Origin of the sequence: Nonomuraea spiralis (assembly GCF_014648435.1) — a bacterium.
Classification (GTDB): Bacteria; Actinomycetota; Actinomycetes; order Streptosporangiales; family Streptosporangiaceae; genus Nonomuraea; species Nonomuraea spiralis.
On record NZ_BMRC01000015.1, the window covers coordinates 91,336 to 106,055 of the forward strand.

Annotated in this window: 14 protein-coding genes; 9 read left to right on the forward strand and 5 right to left on the reverse strand. The window is 70.2% G+C overall.

All coding sequences use genetic code 11. The features are described from left to right. Positions 1-25 precede the first annotated feature (25 nt). The 4 genes from IEZ27_RS32470 to IEZ27_RS32485 all read left to right on the forward strand — a co-directional run bounded on the left by IEZ27_RS32470 (position 26) and on the right by IEZ27_RS32485 (position 4,573). Entirely contained in the window at positions 26-2,707 is a 2,682-nt protein-coding gene (locus IEZ27_RS32470; RefSeq protein ID WP_189650735.1) for a hypothetical protein, read from the forward strand. After that, positions 2,704-2,892 carry a hypothetical protein gene (locus IEZ27_RS32475; protein ID WP_125644802.1) on the forward strand — a complete coding sequence of 63 codons (189 nt, stop codon included), beginning with the start codon at positions 2,704-2,706 and terminating at the stop codon, positions 2,890-2,892. Before IEZ27_RS32470 ends, IEZ27_RS32475 begins: the two co-directional genes overlap by 4 nt. A gap of 38 nt (positions 2,893-2,930) precedes the next feature. Further along, on the forward strand, positions 2,931-3,656 hold the full coding sequence (locus IEZ27_RS32480; protein WP_189650736.1) for a hypothetical protein: 726 nt from the start codon (positions 2,931-2,933) through the stop codon (positions 3,654-3,656). Positions 3,657-3,934: 278 nt separating this feature from the next. Further along, positions 3,935-4,573: a superoxide dismutase family protein gene (locus tag IEZ27_RS32485; RefSeq protein WP_189650737.1), complete on the forward strand. Its 639-nt coding sequence runs from the start codon at positions 3,935-3,937 to the stop codon at positions 4,571-4,573. Positions 4,574-4,805: 232 nt separating this feature from the next. Here the strand turns inward: IEZ27_RS32485 and IEZ27_RS32490 are convergent, their stop codons facing one another. Further along, the gene (locus IEZ27_RS32490; protein WP_229824550.1) at positions 4,806-5,591 is read right to left on the reverse strand and encodes a helix-turn-helix transcriptional regulator; all 786 of its coding nucleotides are present in this window, start codon (positions 5,589-5,591) and stop codon (positions 4,806-4,808) included. 129 nt (positions 5,592-5,720) lie between these two features. Here IEZ27_RS32490 and IEZ27_RS32495 point away from each other — a divergent pair, with 129 nt between their 5' ends. Beyond that, on the forward strand, positions 5,721-7,169 hold the full coding sequence (locus tag IEZ27_RS32495) for an MFS transporter (protein WP_189650739.1): 1,449 nt from the start codon (positions 5,721-5,723) through the stop codon (positions 7,167-7,169). Next, positions 7,166-7,927 (forward strand): SDR family NAD(P)-dependent oxidoreductase, encoded by a 762-nt coding sequence (locus IEZ27_RS32500; protein WP_229824552.1) that lies wholly within the window; start codon positions 7,166-7,168, stop codon positions 7,925-7,927. The genes IEZ27_RS32495 and IEZ27_RS32500 overlap by 4 nt, the downstream gene beginning before the upstream one ends. Positions 7,928-7,965: 38 nt before the next feature. Here the strand turns inward: IEZ27_RS32500 and IEZ27_RS32505 are convergent, their stop codons facing one another. Beyond that, positions 7,966-8,292: a putative quinol monooxygenase gene (locus tag IEZ27_RS32505; protein WP_189650740.1), complete on the reverse strand. Its 327-nt coding sequence runs from the start codon at positions 8,290-8,292 to the stop codon at positions 7,966-7,968. A gap of 61 nt (positions 8,293-8,353) precedes the next feature. On the opposite strand from IEZ27_RS32505, the gene IEZ27_RS32510 reads away from it, so the two are divergent. Beyond that, complete coding sequence (locus tag IEZ27_RS32510; RefSeq protein WP_189650741.1) at positions 8,354-8,665, forward strand: ArsR/SmtB family transcription factor; 312 nt, start codon at positions 8,354-8,356, stop codon at positions 8,663-8,665. Between the two features lie 44 nt (positions 8,666-8,709). Here the strand turns inward: IEZ27_RS32510 and IEZ27_RS32515 are convergent, their stop codons facing one another. Beyond that, positions 8,710-10,113, reverse strand: a complete 1,404-nt coding sequence (locus IEZ27_RS32515; protein WP_189650742.1) for an FG-GAP repeat domain-containing protein — start codon at positions 10,111-10,113, stop codon at positions 8,710-8,712. 216 nt (positions 10,114-10,329) lie between these two features. Between IEZ27_RS32515 and IEZ27_RS32520 the strand changes: the two genes are divergently transcribed. Further along, entirely contained in the window at positions 10,330-11,472 is a 1,143-nt protein-coding gene (locus tag IEZ27_RS32520) for a phosphatidylinositol-specific phospholipase C1-like protein (protein WP_189650743.1), read from the forward strand. A 107-nt stretch (positions 11,473-11,579) separates the two neighbouring features. On the opposite strand, the gene IEZ27_RS32525 is transcribed toward IEZ27_RS32520, so the two are convergent. After that, a complete protein-coding gene (locus IEZ27_RS32525; RefSeq protein ID WP_189650744.1) occupies positions 11,580-12,395 on the reverse strand; it encodes an alpha/beta fold hydrolase in 816 nt (271 codons plus the stop codon). Positions 12,396-12,501: 106 nt separating this feature from the next. On the opposite strand from IEZ27_RS32525, the gene IEZ27_RS32530 reads away from it, so the two are divergent. Next, positions 12,502-13,830, forward strand: coding sequence for an aminotransferase-like domain-containing protein (locus tag IEZ27_RS32530; RefSeq protein ID WP_189650745.1), 1,329 nt, complete (start codon positions 12,502-12,504; stop codon positions 13,828-13,830). Positions 13,831-13,842: 12 nt separating this feature from the next. Here IEZ27_RS32530 and IEZ27_RS32535 read toward each other — a convergent pair whose 3' ends face one another. After that, the gene (locus IEZ27_RS32535; RefSeq protein ID WP_189650746.1) at positions 13,843-14,718 is read right to left on the reverse strand and encodes a helix-turn-helix transcriptional regulator; all 876 of its coding nucleotides are present in this window, start codon (positions 14,716-14,718) and stop codon (positions 13,843-13,845) included. Between the last annotated feature and the right edge of the window lie 2 nt (positions 14,719-14,720).

Sequence of the window (14,720 nt, forward strand, 5' to 3'; positions counted from 1 at the left end):
CATCTCTACGCCACGGGGGAAATCCATGGGCAACAACACATTGAAGCGGAGCGAGTACTGGGACCACGACCTGTACATCCCGCGCATCGGCGCCACGGGCAACGTTCAGAGTCATACGGACGTGCAGCACTATCTGCTGCCCATGGATCAGGCCCGCAACACCGCCTGCCTCACCTGGGGCGTGGCCGCGGGGCTGGCCGTACAGGTGAGCGGAGACCCGGTCGGGTTGAGGATCAGCCCTGGTGCGGCCGTCGACGCGGAAGGGCGCTTGATCGTCCTGAGGCCGGGTGGCGCGGCCGTCGTCGACCCGGCCGCGGACCCGGATCAGCTCGACGACATCCTGACCGCGGGCGTCGCGGACGACGGAGTGGTGTTCGGGACGGCCAAGGTGAGCGGCGACCGCCTCCTGACCGTCACCTGGCTGGAGGTGCTGCAGCAGGAAAGCCCCGAAGATCCGCCCGTCCTCGTGCACGCGCCGTGGCTGCGCCTGATCCCGGCCGGTGACGACGACGGCCGGCAGGTGGTGCTGGCGCGGCTCACCCTGGACGACGGCAGGGTCACGACCTTGTCCGCCGGCACACGTCGCCTTGTGGGCGTGCCCACCGGACGCCTGGAGCTACGGGCCGTCACCGAAACCGGCGGAGCCGACCTTCAGGTCGGGCAACGCGTGATGGCCGAGTTCGCGGCCGACCCGGAAGGTGACGTCGTCCTCACTCTGACCTCGGACGACAACCCCCGCCGATCGCTCAGCGTCGAAGGCGCGACAGGCAACGTGTCGGTGCACTCGACGCTGCTCGCCCGTGGCGACGCGGACGTCACCGGCAAGCTGACCGCCCGCGCCACCGTCGAGGCCACCGGGGACATGAACGTCCACCGCGCCCTGAACGTGCTCGACACGTTGAACGCCCACGGTGCCCTGAACGCGTTGGGCGCGGTGAACGTCCAGGGCACTCTCACCGCGAAAGGTGCCGTCACCGTCGGCGCCGGCCTGAACGTGAGCGGTGGTGTCCTGGACGTCGGCCGCCGGATGCGCGTACGGCAGGGCGAGGAACCCAGTGCCGGAATCTGGTTCTACCAACGGGTGCCCAACGCCGATCGCGCCTTGATCGGCATGGCTGATGACACCACCGTCGGCATCTGGGGCAACACCGGTGCCAACTGGGCGCTGCGCATCGACACCACCACCGGCGAAACGAGCTTCACCGGCAGCCAGGTGTCGGTCGCGGGGAGACTCGACGTCAAGGGTGTTCTCAACGCCCAGAACACCGTGGAAGCCCAAGGCGTGCTCAACGCCCACGGCGCCCTGAACGCGCTGGGCGCGTTGAACGCCCAGGGCCCCCTCACCGCGCAGAACATCCTCAACGCCAACGCGGGACTGAACGTACGCGGCGGTCTGGATGTGTACCGCCGCATGCGCGCACGGCAGTCCGGCGACGCCTCGGCCGGGATCTGGTTCCATCAGGACGGTCCCAACGCCGATCGCGCCATGATCGGCATGGCCGATGACAGCACCGTCGGCATCTGGGGCAACACCGGTGCGAACTGGGCGCTGCGCATCAACACCACCACAGGCGAGGCCGGCTTCACCGGCAGCCAGGTTTCCGTTATGGGGAGACTCGACGTCAAGGGCGTTCTCAACGCCCAGAACACCATCGAGGCCCAAGGCGTGCTCAACGCCCACGGCGCCCTGAACGCATTGGGCGCGTTGAACGTCCAAGGCATTCTCACCGCGAACGGCGCCGTCACCGCCGGCGCCGGCCTCACCGTCAAGGGTGTTCTCACTGCTCAGAACACCGTCGAGGCCCAAGGCGTGCTCAATGCCCGCAGCACCCTGAACGCATTCGGCGCGCTGAACGTGGTGGGCCCCCTCAGCGCGCAGAGCAACGTCACGGCCGGCGCCGGCCTCATCGCCATGGGTGTTCTCACCGCTCAGAACACCGTCGAAGCCCAAGGCGTGCTCAATGCCCGCAGCACCTTGAACGCATTCGGCGCGCTGAACGTGGTGGGCCCCCTCAGCGCGCAGAGCAACGTCACGGCCGGCGCGGGACTGGACGTACGCGCGGGACTGGACATCCGCGTGCCGAGGGCGTACTACGAATGCGACAATTTCGATGTCTTCGGCAAGATGTATGTCGGCGGCGACGTCAGCCTCCACGGCAGCCAGGTGTACGTCCACAACAATTTCAGGGTGGTGCGGTTTTCCAGCCTTGAGGGCGGGTGCTCGATCTACGGCTCCCTCTCCAAGCCTGGAGGCACTTTCCTCATCGACCACCCGCTCGACCCGGCCGGCAAATATCTGTCGCACTCCTTCGTCGAATCACCGGAGATGCTCAACGTGTACTCCGGCGTCGCCGTCACCGACGACCAGGGCAAGGTCACCGTCGCTCTCCCGGACTACTTCGAGGCGCTCAACCGCGACCACCGTTTCCAGGTGACACCGATCGGCCGGCTCGCCATGGCCGCCGTGGACGGCGGAGTACGGGACAACGCCTTCACGATACGCACCGACCAGCCGAACGTCACGGTGTCGTGGCAGGTCACCGGCGTACGCCAGGACCCGTGGGCCCTGGCTCATCCCGTCGAGGTGGAGAAAGAAAAGCCGGCGGAAGAGCGCGGAATGCTCCTTTATCCCGAGGAACACGGATTTCCGGCGACCATGGGCATCAGGAGTCGCGGGGAAGCCGAGAGAGAAAGGAAAAAGTCATGATGGATCAATTGCGGGAACGGCTCGCGGACCTGACCCGGGAATACCAGCTCGGCGAGGCGCAACTGCGCGACGTGGTGCGGCAGGACGCGCTTCTCCGGGAGACGCTCCTGCGTATCAGCGGAGCCATGCAGGTGCTGGAGGAACTGTGCCAGGCGGAGGAGGCGCGGGAGGCACAGCAGGCTTAGCCCAGGTGCTCGGAAACGTATACCGGAAGGAAAGAAGAATGACAGCGCTTCACGGAAGCACCGCCGCCGTCGGCGAGGCCGGAGTCCGCGGCGACAGCGTACAGTTCCACGGTGTCATCGGAATGTGCGGGCAATCCGGGGGCTCGGGCGTCGCCGGGGTCAACGACAACGGTGGCGACGGCGTGTCCGGCCAGGGCCACAACGGGGTGCGGGGCAGCAGCAGCGCCGACGAAGGCGCGGGAGTGATGGGGCACAGCTCCGGTGTGACGGGCTCCGGAGTGCTCGGTGTCGGCGAAAGTGGACACGGCGTGCTCGGGGTGGGAAAAGGCGGCGCCCCTGGGGTCAAGGGCATCAACGAGAATCCCAGCGCCCTCGGGGTGCTCGGCCAGGGACATATCGGCGTCTGGGGGCAGAGCCTCAATGAGCGCGGTTTCGGGGTGTTCGCCGTCGGCGGCGAGGCTGGCGTGCTCGCCATCTCGAACGAGCCGAGCGGGCGCGGCGTCGAGGCGATAAGCAGGGAAGGTGCCGGCCTCTACGCTCAAGGGTCCCCGGCCGGCCTGTTCCAGGGGGATGTCCGGGTCAACGGGGTCCTGAACGTGCAGAACGTCGACGTCCTGGGCCGAATCACCACCGTGGAACAGGACCTCGCCAAGGCGATCCAGCAACAAGTGGCCGATCTGAGGAATCAACACGCCGCGGAGGTCCAGCGGCTGACCGAGGCGGTCGCCGCCCTCACCGCACGGGTGGCCGCGCTGGAGAGCTGAGCGGGCGCGAATACGGCCCTGGCCTCCTGCGCGGCGGCGTCACCAGGAACGGCGACTCGGGCCGGCAGGAGCCGGACCGACGAACGTGATGGCGGCGGAGAGGCCGAATCTTTGCCTCCTGCGCCGGGGAAGCGGGTGGACTTCGGGGGATCTGTGGGGAGCGAGGCCCTTGGTGAGCGGGGAGCGGTGCGCCGTGGCCGGCCAAGGCGGCCTCCGCCGACTCGTGAGACCGTCGATGTCTTCCCTGGGTGGAAGGCGCCACATGGGGGAGAGCGCTGATGGCAGGCAAGGTTCGCCTGACTCTGGTCGCCGTGCTGGGCGTGGGCGCCGTGGCGCTGGGCGCCGCCGCGCTGGGAAGAATGGTGCCGGCGCCGGACGGCGGGCCCGCCGACGCGATGATGCCGGCGCGGGACGGCGCCCGCGCCGGCGCGGTGATCAGGGACGCCGCCGGCCGGACGGTCGGCTCGCTCCAGGTGGAGGACGCCGGGAACGGCAGGACCAAGATCACGGTTGGGGTGAAGGACCTGCCCGCCGGGTTCCACGGCTTCCACGTGCACGCCAAAGGGGTCTGTGATCCGCGGTCGGAGGACCCGGCTACGGGCAGCCCCTTCTTCAGCGCCGGCGGACACTACGACCTCGGCTCACATCCCCACGACCACCACAGCGGGGACCTGCCCGGCCTGCTGGTCGGCGCGGACGGCACCGGCACCGCCTCGACGGTGACCGATCGTTTCCGCGGGACGCAGCTCTTCGACGACGACGGCAGCGCCATCATGATCCACGCGGTGGCCGACAACCACGCGAACATCCCGGACCGTTACCGGAACGCCGAGGGTGCGCCGGGGCCCGACGCCGAGACCTTGAAAGCGGGCGACTCCGGCAGGCGCATCGCGTGCGGCGTGATCACCAGAAGCTAGCGCCGGCGTCCGCGTCGCCTACCAGCGATCCCAGTGCACGACCTCGGTGACGGGGACGCGGCGGGCGGGCTTGAAGTGCGTGCCGATCGTCCAGGCGATGGGGATCAGCGCGCATCGCACGGTCCTGTCGTACGGCACGCCGAGGATGTCGACGAGGTGGCGCAGGCTGTCGGCGATGGCGGGCCACGCACTGCTCGCAGCGGAGCACCCTCCTGCACGCCGGTGCCCGGTGTCAGAGGGGCGCGGCGGTGGTCCGCAGCCACGCGATCTTGTCGGCGGTGTCGGTGCTGGGCAGCGGGTTGTACAGCACCATGGTCAGGTCGGGTCTGGCGGGCAGTCTCATCTGGCTGCTCTCGAAGGTCAGCGTGCCCACGACGGGATGGTCGACCTCGTTGATCCAGATTCCGGCCGCCTGTACGTCCTGTCGTGCCCACAACCGGGCGAATTCGGGGCTGGTCGCGCCCAGCGTGCTGACCACGTCGTGGATGTCGTGATCGCGGGGCTGCTCGGCCGCCGCGGCCCGGAAGGCCGCCACCACGGTCGGCGCCAGGTCCTGCCAGGCCCGCTCCCGGCAGCGGAACCGAGGGTCGTGGAAGAAGCCCACCAGGCAGTTGCGCTCGGCCTGAGCCATGTCCAGCGCGAGCCTGGCCGACTCGTTCCAGGCCACGTGGTTCCAGGAGGCGTCCAGCATGGTGGCCGGCTTGGGGTCCCAGGCCTCGATCAGTCGTTGCAGTCCGTCGCAGTAGGCGTGCGGGTGTCCGGTCGGCGGCGGTGGATTGAGCCCGGCCAGCGTGTACAGGTGCCGCCGTTCGGCCTCGTCGAGTCGCAGTACCCGGGCCACCGCGTCCAGCACCTGCGCGGAGACGTTGATCTCGCGCCCCTGCTCCAGCCACTGGTACCACCCCGGGCTCACCCCGGCCAGCACCGCGACTTCCTCGCGGCGCAGCCCAGGCGTACGCCGGCGTACCCCGGCCGGGAGACCGGCTGAGGCCGGGCTGACGCGGGCACGTCTGCTCACCAGGAAGTCACGCAGGTCTCGGCGACGTCCCTCGCCCGGCGTCACCGCGCACCGCTTCGGCTGGTGGTGCCACCACCAGTGTCACCACGCTCTCCCCGCGAAGACCGGTCATGGCCGAGCGTGGACGCCATGACGATCGACCCCTTGTCGAGGGACGCCGACGCCGGGAGCTCGGCCGGGGAGCACGACGCTCGCTTCACCACGCGTGCGAAACTCATCCTTGCCATCCTGTGTGCCGCACAATTCATCATTTCTCTGGATTTTTCGATCTTAAATGTGGCCTTGCCTGATCTCGGCCGGGAGCTGGGGATGGAACAGGCCGACCTGCAGTGGGCGATCACCGCCTTCGCGCTGCCGTCGGGGGGATGCCTGTTGCTGTTCGGCCGCTTGGCGGACCTGTACGGCCGGCGCAGGCTCTTCCTGGGCGGCGTCCTGCTGTTCACCGCGGCCTCCGTGCTGGCCACCTTCGCGTGGAACCCGGGGGTGTTCGTCGCGGGACGCGCCCTCCAGGGGCTGGGGGCCGCCGCCGTCATTCCCACCGGTATGTCGCTGCTGACGACGACCTTCCCCGAGGGGCCGCGGCGTAACCGGGCGCTCGGCGTCAGCGGGTCGGTGCTCTCCCTCGGGTTCACCGTCGGCATGCTGGTCGGCGGCGCGATGACCGACACACTGGGCTGGCGTTCGACGATGGCGTTGCTGGCCGTCGCGGGCGTCGTCCTGGCCGTGGCGGCGCCTGGGCTGCTGACCGAGAGCCGGGGCGCCCACTCTCCCCGGCTGGACCTGCCCGGCGCGGCCACCGTCAGCGGGGGCCTGGTCTGCCTCATCTACGCCCTGTCGGCCGCGGGAGCGGTGAGAGTGGTGGCCATGGCGGCGGCCGTGTTGTTGCTGGGCGTGTTCGTGGTCATCGAGTCGCGAGCCGCGCAGCCGCTGGTCTCGTTGACCATGCTGCGCAGGCCCACGGTCGCCTTCGGCAGCCTGGGCGGCCTGATCACCTTCTCCATGATGAGCGCGTTCATCTTCCTGCTGACTCTCTACCTGCAGGATGTCGAGGCGCTGTCACCCCTGTGGACAGGTCTGTTCTTCGGCGGCCAGGGCGTCGTTCTGGCCGTGACGGGCATGGTCTCCTCCCGGGTGATCCGCGTGCTGGGTGCGGGGCGGACGCTGGTGGCGGGGCTGGCCCTGCAAGGGGTCTGCACCGCCGCGATGACCGTGACCGAGGGTGCCTGGCCGGCCCTGGCCGTGGTGTGCCTGGCCTCCGTGGGCCACATGTCGGTCGTGGTCTCGTACGGCGTCACCGTGACGTCCGGGCTGCCGGACACGGTTCAAGGGCTGGCGACCGGATTGGTGACGAGCGCCCAGCAGATCGGCATCACCGTCGGCGTCCCGATCCTCAGCGCCGTCTGCGTGACCCGCGTGTCCGCACTCCGGGACGCCGGTCAGGCCGCGGCCCCGGCCTTGCTGAGTGGTGTCCGGCTGGCCGCCGCCGTGGACGCGGCCGTGCTCCTGGTGGTCTCGCTCGTGATCGGGTACGCCCTGCTTCGCACCACCTCTCGCCGACCTCGAAGGACATCCGCGTGAACGATTCAAACCTGGCCGGTCAGGTCGCCCTGGTCACCGGCGGCTCGTCCGGACTCGGGCTGGCCATCGCACAGGCGCTGGCCGGCGCCGGAGCCCACGTCGTGGTGTCCGGCAGGCGCCGCGAGGCGTGCGAGGAGGCGGCCGCGGGGATCACCCGGGCGACCCGCCGTCCCGCGTCGGGGCTGGCCTGCGACGTGACCGACGAGCACGCCACCCGGCGGCTCGTGGAGGAGATCGTGTCCGGTCATGGACGTCTGGACGTGCTGGTGACCAGCGCCGGCGTCCAGGCCCGCGGCGAGATCACAGACCTGGACGTGTCCGCCCTGCGCAGCTGCCTGGAGACGAACGTCGTCGGCACCTTCCTGGCCTGCCAGGCGGTCGTGCCGGTGATGCGCGCCGCGGGGTACGGCCGCATCGTGACCCTGGCCAGCGCGCTCGGGCTCGTCGGCGCGGCCGCCCGGTCCGCCTACGCGGCGAGCAAAGGGGCGGTCGTCCAGCTCACCCGCAGCCTGGCCGTGGAACTCGCCCCGTACGGGATCAACGTCAACGCCCTCGCCCCCGGTCCTTTCCGTACGCCGCTCAACACGAACGCCGACGACGACCCGCAGGTGCGGCGGTTCCTGCACCATGAAGTGCCACTCCGACGCTGGGCCGAGCCGGACGAACTCACCGCCGCGGCCTTGTTGCTGGCCGGGCCGGACGCGTCCTACCTGACGGGCGCGATCCTGCCGGTGGACGGCGGCTGGAGCGCCCATTGACCTGCCGGGCAGCACGGTCGCCCGCATGAGCCGAGGCGTCAGGGGGTCGCGCTGAGGGGTGTCAGCCAGTGGATCTCCAGGTCTTCTCGCAGGTAGTCCATGCGGTGCTGCTGGAAGTGCGCGAGTTCGGGACGCGCGAGATGCGCGCGCAGGTCGTCGGCCGACCGCCACAGTTCGTAGAACACGAACGTGCTGGGGTCGGCCACGTCGCGGTGGACCTGGTACTGCATCGAGCCAGGCTCGGCCCTGGTCGGCTCCACGAATGACAGCAGCAGCCGCTCCAGTTCGTCGGCGCGCTCGGGCTTCGGCCGGGCGAAGCCGTAAATGCCGACCGCCCCGCCTCCTTCAGGTACGACAATCTTCATACCTGCCAACGTTAGCCATCAGCCAAGGTATGATGCAAATCGTACCTATGGGGGGTGAGCCATGGATCTGGGCAAGGTGTTCCGCGCGCTGGCCGACGACTCCCGCCGCCAGGTCGTGGCCGAACTCGCGGCCGATCCTGAGGGCCGGGAGCGTGCCTGCGGCTCGTTCGACCTGCCGGTGAAGAAAGCCGCGCGCACGCATCACTTCCGGGTGCTGCGCGAGGCGGGGCTGATCATGCAGCGTGACCACGGCAACGGCAGCGCCGTCTCATTGCCCAGGCAGGACATCGAGCGTCATCTGCCCGGCCTGTTGCGGCTCCTGTCCGAGGAGCTGAAGTCCGGCGGCGCAACCGGGAACGCTGCGGCTGATTAGCCCACCAGGAGCACTGGCCGTCCTGCTGTTCCTCCGTGGTGGCGCTATCGCAGCATGATGGCACCGAAGCGGGCATCCGCGGCGTTCACCCCGGTGGGAATCGCGTGCACGGACTGCGCCGAGGACGGGATCCCGGTGGCGTTGCCGGTAAGTACCGCGAGCATGCCCCTGCCATCGTTCTTGCCGGGCACGCCGACGATCAGCTCGCCCTTGCCGTCAGCCGTGACGTCGATGATCGAGACGGCCTCGCCCATGCGGTCGTCGGCCACGGACTCCTCGGCGATCGGATCCGCCGAAGGCGCCGTGCCGGGTGAGGCGATGCCGTCCTGAGTGAGGATCCGGGCGGCGGAGACGTCCGGGCCCGAGGCGGTCCCGGGGATCAGCGCGACGGCCCCCGCGGCCGCCTTGCCCGCGATGGTCGCTCTGGGCAGGCCGACGGCGATCTCGCCGCGGCCGTCGCCGTTGATGTCGCCCACGGTGACGGTGATGTCGGTGGATCCGAGCGTGGTCAGCCAGGACAGGTTGCGGGCCGTGAAGCCGGGCTGGTACATGCCTGCGCCGTAGTAGGAGCCGTACCAGACGTGCACTGTGCCGGTGCTGGGCGTCACCATGACGAGGTCGCGGTAGCCGTCGCCGTTCACGTCGCCGAGGCCGAGCTGGGAGTCCTTCTTGGTGCAGGCGGGCCTGGTCGCGTCGGGGGTGTCGCAGGCCGCCGTGTTGCCCATGAGCATGGGGGTGTGCGCCGGATCGCGCAGACTGTCGATGTACCACAGCTCATGGCTGGTCGAGCCGTAGGTGGGGGCGAGCAGAACCATCGCTTCCATGATGTCGTCGCCGTTCACGGTGCCGATCGCCGTCGACTGCAGCAAGGGGCCGCTCGGGGCGTTGAGCGACGTCTGCTCGAAGGCGCCGCCGTTGTACCAGCCGCCGAAGGAGGCGAACCAGCCGGACGCGAACAGCCCCACGACGTCGGTTCGCGAGTCGTTGTCGGCGTTGCCGACGGTCAGCCCCCGGAAGTACGCCGAGCTGGAGCCGCCCTGCCGGGTGATGCCGGCCGGTGTCCAGGAGAAGACCTGCCGCTCGCTGAGCCCCACGGTGACCAGGTCGGTCCTGCCGTCGCCGTCGACGTCGCCGGAAGTCAGCCCTTTGCCCCACCCTCGGCAGAGACTGGCTGATTCACCCGAGCAGCCGGTCGTGGGCCGGATGAGCTGCTTGGCGCCGCTGAGGCCGTTCGGGCCGCCGTACAGGACGGCGATCATGCCGCTGTTGTCCGTGCCGAGGTAGCCCGGGTACGTGGGCATGCCGACGGCGACGTCGTTGTAGCCGTCCCCGTTGAAGTCGCTCTTGACGGTGATGGCAGGCGCCGCCGCGGCGGGTGCGGCGGGTGTGGTGAGCCCTACGGTCACCGCGAGTATCGCGGCCGACCAGGCGATCTTGTTCACGCGCATGGGGCGAGAATCGCGCGTGCGACTTGTGGCCGGGTTGAGGCTGACTGGCGACGCCCGCCGAGGGGTTGGACGTGCGCGAGCTGCCCATGAGCCGCGCCTGCCACCTCCTCGGTGGGGTCACTCCGCCGGCCATCCTTTGACGTTCGCGCATTTTTACCGACACGTTCGGACATTTAGTGATCATCCGTTTACCGCTGCCTTGGAGTGTCGGATCCCATGCGCCGTCTCGCCCTCATCGCCGCCACCGCCGTCACCGCGCTCGCGGCCGTCCCCGCCGCCGACGCCGCCACGAACGGCCACGGCACCCTGCGGATCAACCACGTCCAGACCATCGCGACCCACAACAGCTACCACCGCGAGCTGACCGACGCCGAGAAAGACGTGCAGCGCAGGACCGACGCCAACTGGTGGAACCTGCAGTACTCGCACACCGCCCTGCCCAACCAGTTCGGCGCCCAGCACGTGCGCGGCATCGAGCTGGACGTCTTCCCCGACCCCCAGGGCGGCCTCTACAGCAACCCGCTGGTACGCCGCGACGCCGGCCTGCCCGCGCTCAACGACCCCGCGCTCGCCCGGCCCGGGTTCAAGGTGCTGCACTGGGCCGACCACGACTACGGCACCAACTGCTCCGCACTCCTCACCTGCCTGCGCCAGGTACGCGAGTGGTCCGACAAGAACCCCGGCCACGTTCCGCTGACGATCCTGACCGAGTTCAAGAGCACCGACCCGGCGAAGGAGGCCATGGGCGGAGCCAAGAGCCCGGCCTGGGACACGGCGCTCATGGACGCCCTGGACGCCGAGATCCGCTCGGTCTTCCCCGGCGACCGGCTCATCACCCCCGATGACGTCCGCAAGCCGGGGCTCACCCTGGAGCAGTCGGTGCTCAAGTTCGGCTGGCCGGAGCTGAAGTCGTCCCGTGGCAAGGTCATGTTCTTCATGGACAACCAAGGGAGCGCCATCCAGGAGCCTTACCTGGCGGGCCGGCCGAGCCTGGAAGGGCGGGTGTTGTTCACGAATTCCCGGCCGGGCCGGCCCGATGCCGCCTTCGTCGGCTGGAACGAGCCGGAGGGCGCCAACACCGCGCAGATCCAGGACCTCGTACGCAAGGGCTACTACGTGCGGACCCGGTCCGATGTGCCGTTCACCGAGGCCAGGTCGGGCAGCACCGGCCGGCTGAAGGCGGCGCTGGACAGCGGCGCGCAGATGGTCAGCACCGACTTCCCGGTGATCGGCCTGTCGGCCAGGAACGGCAGCGACTACACGGCCGAGCTTCCGGGCGGGGCGACGGTCCGCTGCAACCCGGTGAGCGCGCCCGCCGGCTGCCGGGACAACTCCCTGGAGCGGATCAGGACCAGGTGACCTGCAAAGGCGGGTTGCGAACCGGTGTGTCGCCGGGTACCGGTACCTGGGCGTGGGCGGCTGGGAGTCCGACCTGCTCAACGCCGGTGACAAACGCGGTCATGGGCTCATCGCTCCTGGGGGATCGAGTCGAGGAACTTGCTCAGCACCTCGTTGAACTCGGCCGGCCGTTCGAGATTGGGCAGGTGCGCGGTGCCCTCGATGACGACGAGCTCGGAGCCTGGGATGATCTCGTGTATGAGCCGGGCGTCACCGATCGGGGTGAACTCGTCATCGCCACCGACGACGATGAGGGCGGGCACACGTACGCGCGACAGTGACGGCCGGTAGTCGGGACGCTCGGCGCGGCCGCGCAGCGCGGCCGCCGCGCTCTGCGGGGACGTTGTCCGCATCATGCCGAGGACGTGCTCGGCCAGCGCGGGGAACCGCCGGATGTTGGCCGGCGCCACCATCTTGGGCAGGACCTCCTCCGCGTATCCGTCCATGCCCTCCCGGAGCAGCCGGTCGGCCAAGGCGTTGCGGGCTCGCCTGCCTTCCTCGGTCTCCGCCTGCGGGGCGGTGTCGGCGAAGACCAGCCCGCGCAGCCGGTCCGGGAACAGGCGGTGGAACTCCATGACGATCTGCCCGCCCATGGACAGGCCGCCGAGGACGATCTCCGCGACGCCGAGGTGGTCGAGCAGGCCGGCGATGTCCTGGGCGAAGGTCCGGAGCGGCGTCGTGCCTGTGACGACGGTGCTGCCGCCGTACCCGCGCAGGTCCGGGACGATCAGCCGGCGCCCGCTCCGGCCGACGTGCGCGGCCTGGGGCGCCCACATCGAACGGTCGAAGGGGTGCCCGTGGACGAGCACCAGCGGCGGCTCGACGCCTTCGGGGTTGTGGTCGTCATAGGCGATGGCGATCTTCCCGGTGCTGAAAGTCTTCATGGGAATCGCTCCAGTCCGGCCGGTCTTGACAGCTTGAGGCTATTCGGAGCAATATCTCGGTGCAATAGCTAAATTGCACTCGGAGCAATGTCGTACGGAGCTGAGATTGGACGACTTCCGGCGCATCGCGGACCGTCTCACGGCGGAGATCGCCGCCGGTCGGCTCAGGCCCGGGGATCGGCTGCCGCCGCAGCGGCAGTTCGCCCGCAGGCACGGCATCGCCGCCTCCACAGCGGCGAGGGCGTACGGCGAGTTGATCCGCCGCGGTCTCGCGGTCGGCGAGGTCGGGCGCGGCACCTTCGTCCGCGCCGCCGCGCCGCCGAGCGAGCCCGCACTCTCCGAGCCGGCCCGCGCCCGAGTGGACCTGGAGCTGAACTTCTCCATGCCTCCCGAGCAGCCCGCGCTCCTCGCCGCGAGCCTGGGCGGAATGCTGCGTCCCGACGTGCTGGCGGACGCGCTCGCCCCCATGGGCGCGGCAGGCACGCCGGCGGTGCGGGAGGCGGCGGCCGCGGTGCTGTCCCGTCCGGGCTGGACTCCCGACCCCGGACGCCTGCTCATCGCGGGCAACGGGCGGCAGGCGATCGCCGCCGCACTCGCGGCACTCGTCCCGGCCGGTGACCGCCTCGGCGTCGAGGAGTTGACGTATCCGCTGGTCAAGGGCATCGCCACCCGCCTCGGCATCACCCTGGTCCCGCTCGCCATGGACGGCTGCGGAGTGCTCCCGGGAGCCGTACGATCGGCTGGGCCACTGCGTGCCGTCTACCTCCAGCCGACGCTCCACAACCCGCTCGGCGTCACCATGCCCGAACGGCGGCGCGCCGAGATCGCCGCCACTCTCCGAGAGCTCGGCATCTACGCGGTCGAGGACGCCATCTACGCCTTCCTGCGCGATGATCTGCCGCCGCTGGCCGCGTTCGCGCCGGAACGCGTCGTCGTCGCCGACAGCCTGTCGAAGCGCGTGGCGCCGGGTCTGACCGTCGGCTTCGCGGTGACACCGGAGGCGATCGGCGACCGGGTGGCCTCGGCGCTGCGCTCAGGCGGCTGGACCGCTCCGCGATTCGCTGTCGAGGCCGCGACGCGATGGCTGGACGACGGCACCGTCGCCGCTGTCCAAGAGCTCAAACGCCGTGACGCGGCGGCCCGCCAGGGGCTCGTGCGCGAGCATCTCGCCGAGTTCGCCGTCGAGTCCGATCCGCAGGCCTTCCACTGCTGGTGGCGCCTGCCCGGCCCGTGGCGGGCCGACACCTTCGTCGCGGCCGCCGCCCGTCGTGGCATCGCGGTCACCCCCGGCGCGGCCTTCACCGTTGTCATGGCCCACGCGCCCAACGCCGTACGTCTCGCCCTGTCGGCGCCACCGCCCGGCACCCTCGCCACGGCGCTGGCGACCCTCGCCGCACTGGCCGGGAGCGTCCCCGAGGACACCGAGGTCGAGTAACGCGGCAGCCGGTCAGGGATGCGTGGTGGCGACGGTAGCTACGTGGCCTCCCGTGACGCGGAGAAGGTCGAGCTTTCCCGCCTCGGTGCTGCCGGTCGCCGCCGTGTAGGTGACCATGCGCAGGTCGGCGCCGGGAACGATGAGGACGTCGCAGTCGAGCAGGATGTCGCCGACCTGAGGGTGCCGGATGGTCTTCGCGTCGGTCGTGTGGGGGGCGGCGGTCGTCCGCGCGGCCCAGTGATGAGCGAAGGCGCCGGAGGTCTCGCGTAGTTCTCGTACGAGACGATCGAGCCGGGCGTCGGTGGGATAGCGGGAGACGGCGTCCTTGAGGTCGGCGACGATCGAGGCGGCGAAGGCGTCCGGTCCGCGTTCGGACCGGACGGGGAGCATCGAGGCGCTTGCGGCGCCGTTGCCGAAGAGCGCACGGGCAAGGTTGCGCTCGGCGGCCGGGACGGCGGCGGGGTCGCCGTGCAGGGCGCTCCACATGGTGTTCCACCACACCAGGGTCCAGTCCGCGGCGAACACGCCGATCGGGACGTCGCCGAGGCGCGAGACGAGCCGTTGGATGCCTGGGGGCACGTGGGTGTCGACGGTCCCGTCCTGCGGCGGCAGGAGCCCGGCGCTGCGGTACAGCTGGTCGCGCTCGGCGCGGGCGAGCTGAAGGGCGCGCGCGAGAGCGCCGACGACCTGGGCCGAGGGGTTCTTGGCGCGGGCCTGCTCCAGGCGCAGAACGTAGTCGACGGACAGCCCCGCCAGCTGGGCCAGTTCCTCGCGGCGCAGTCCCGGCGCGCGACGGCCGCCCGTCGCCGTGAAGCCGGCGTCGGCAGGGGAGAGGCGGTCACGCCAGGTACGCAAGAGCGCCGCGAAATCAGAGCGGGAGGCAGCCATGG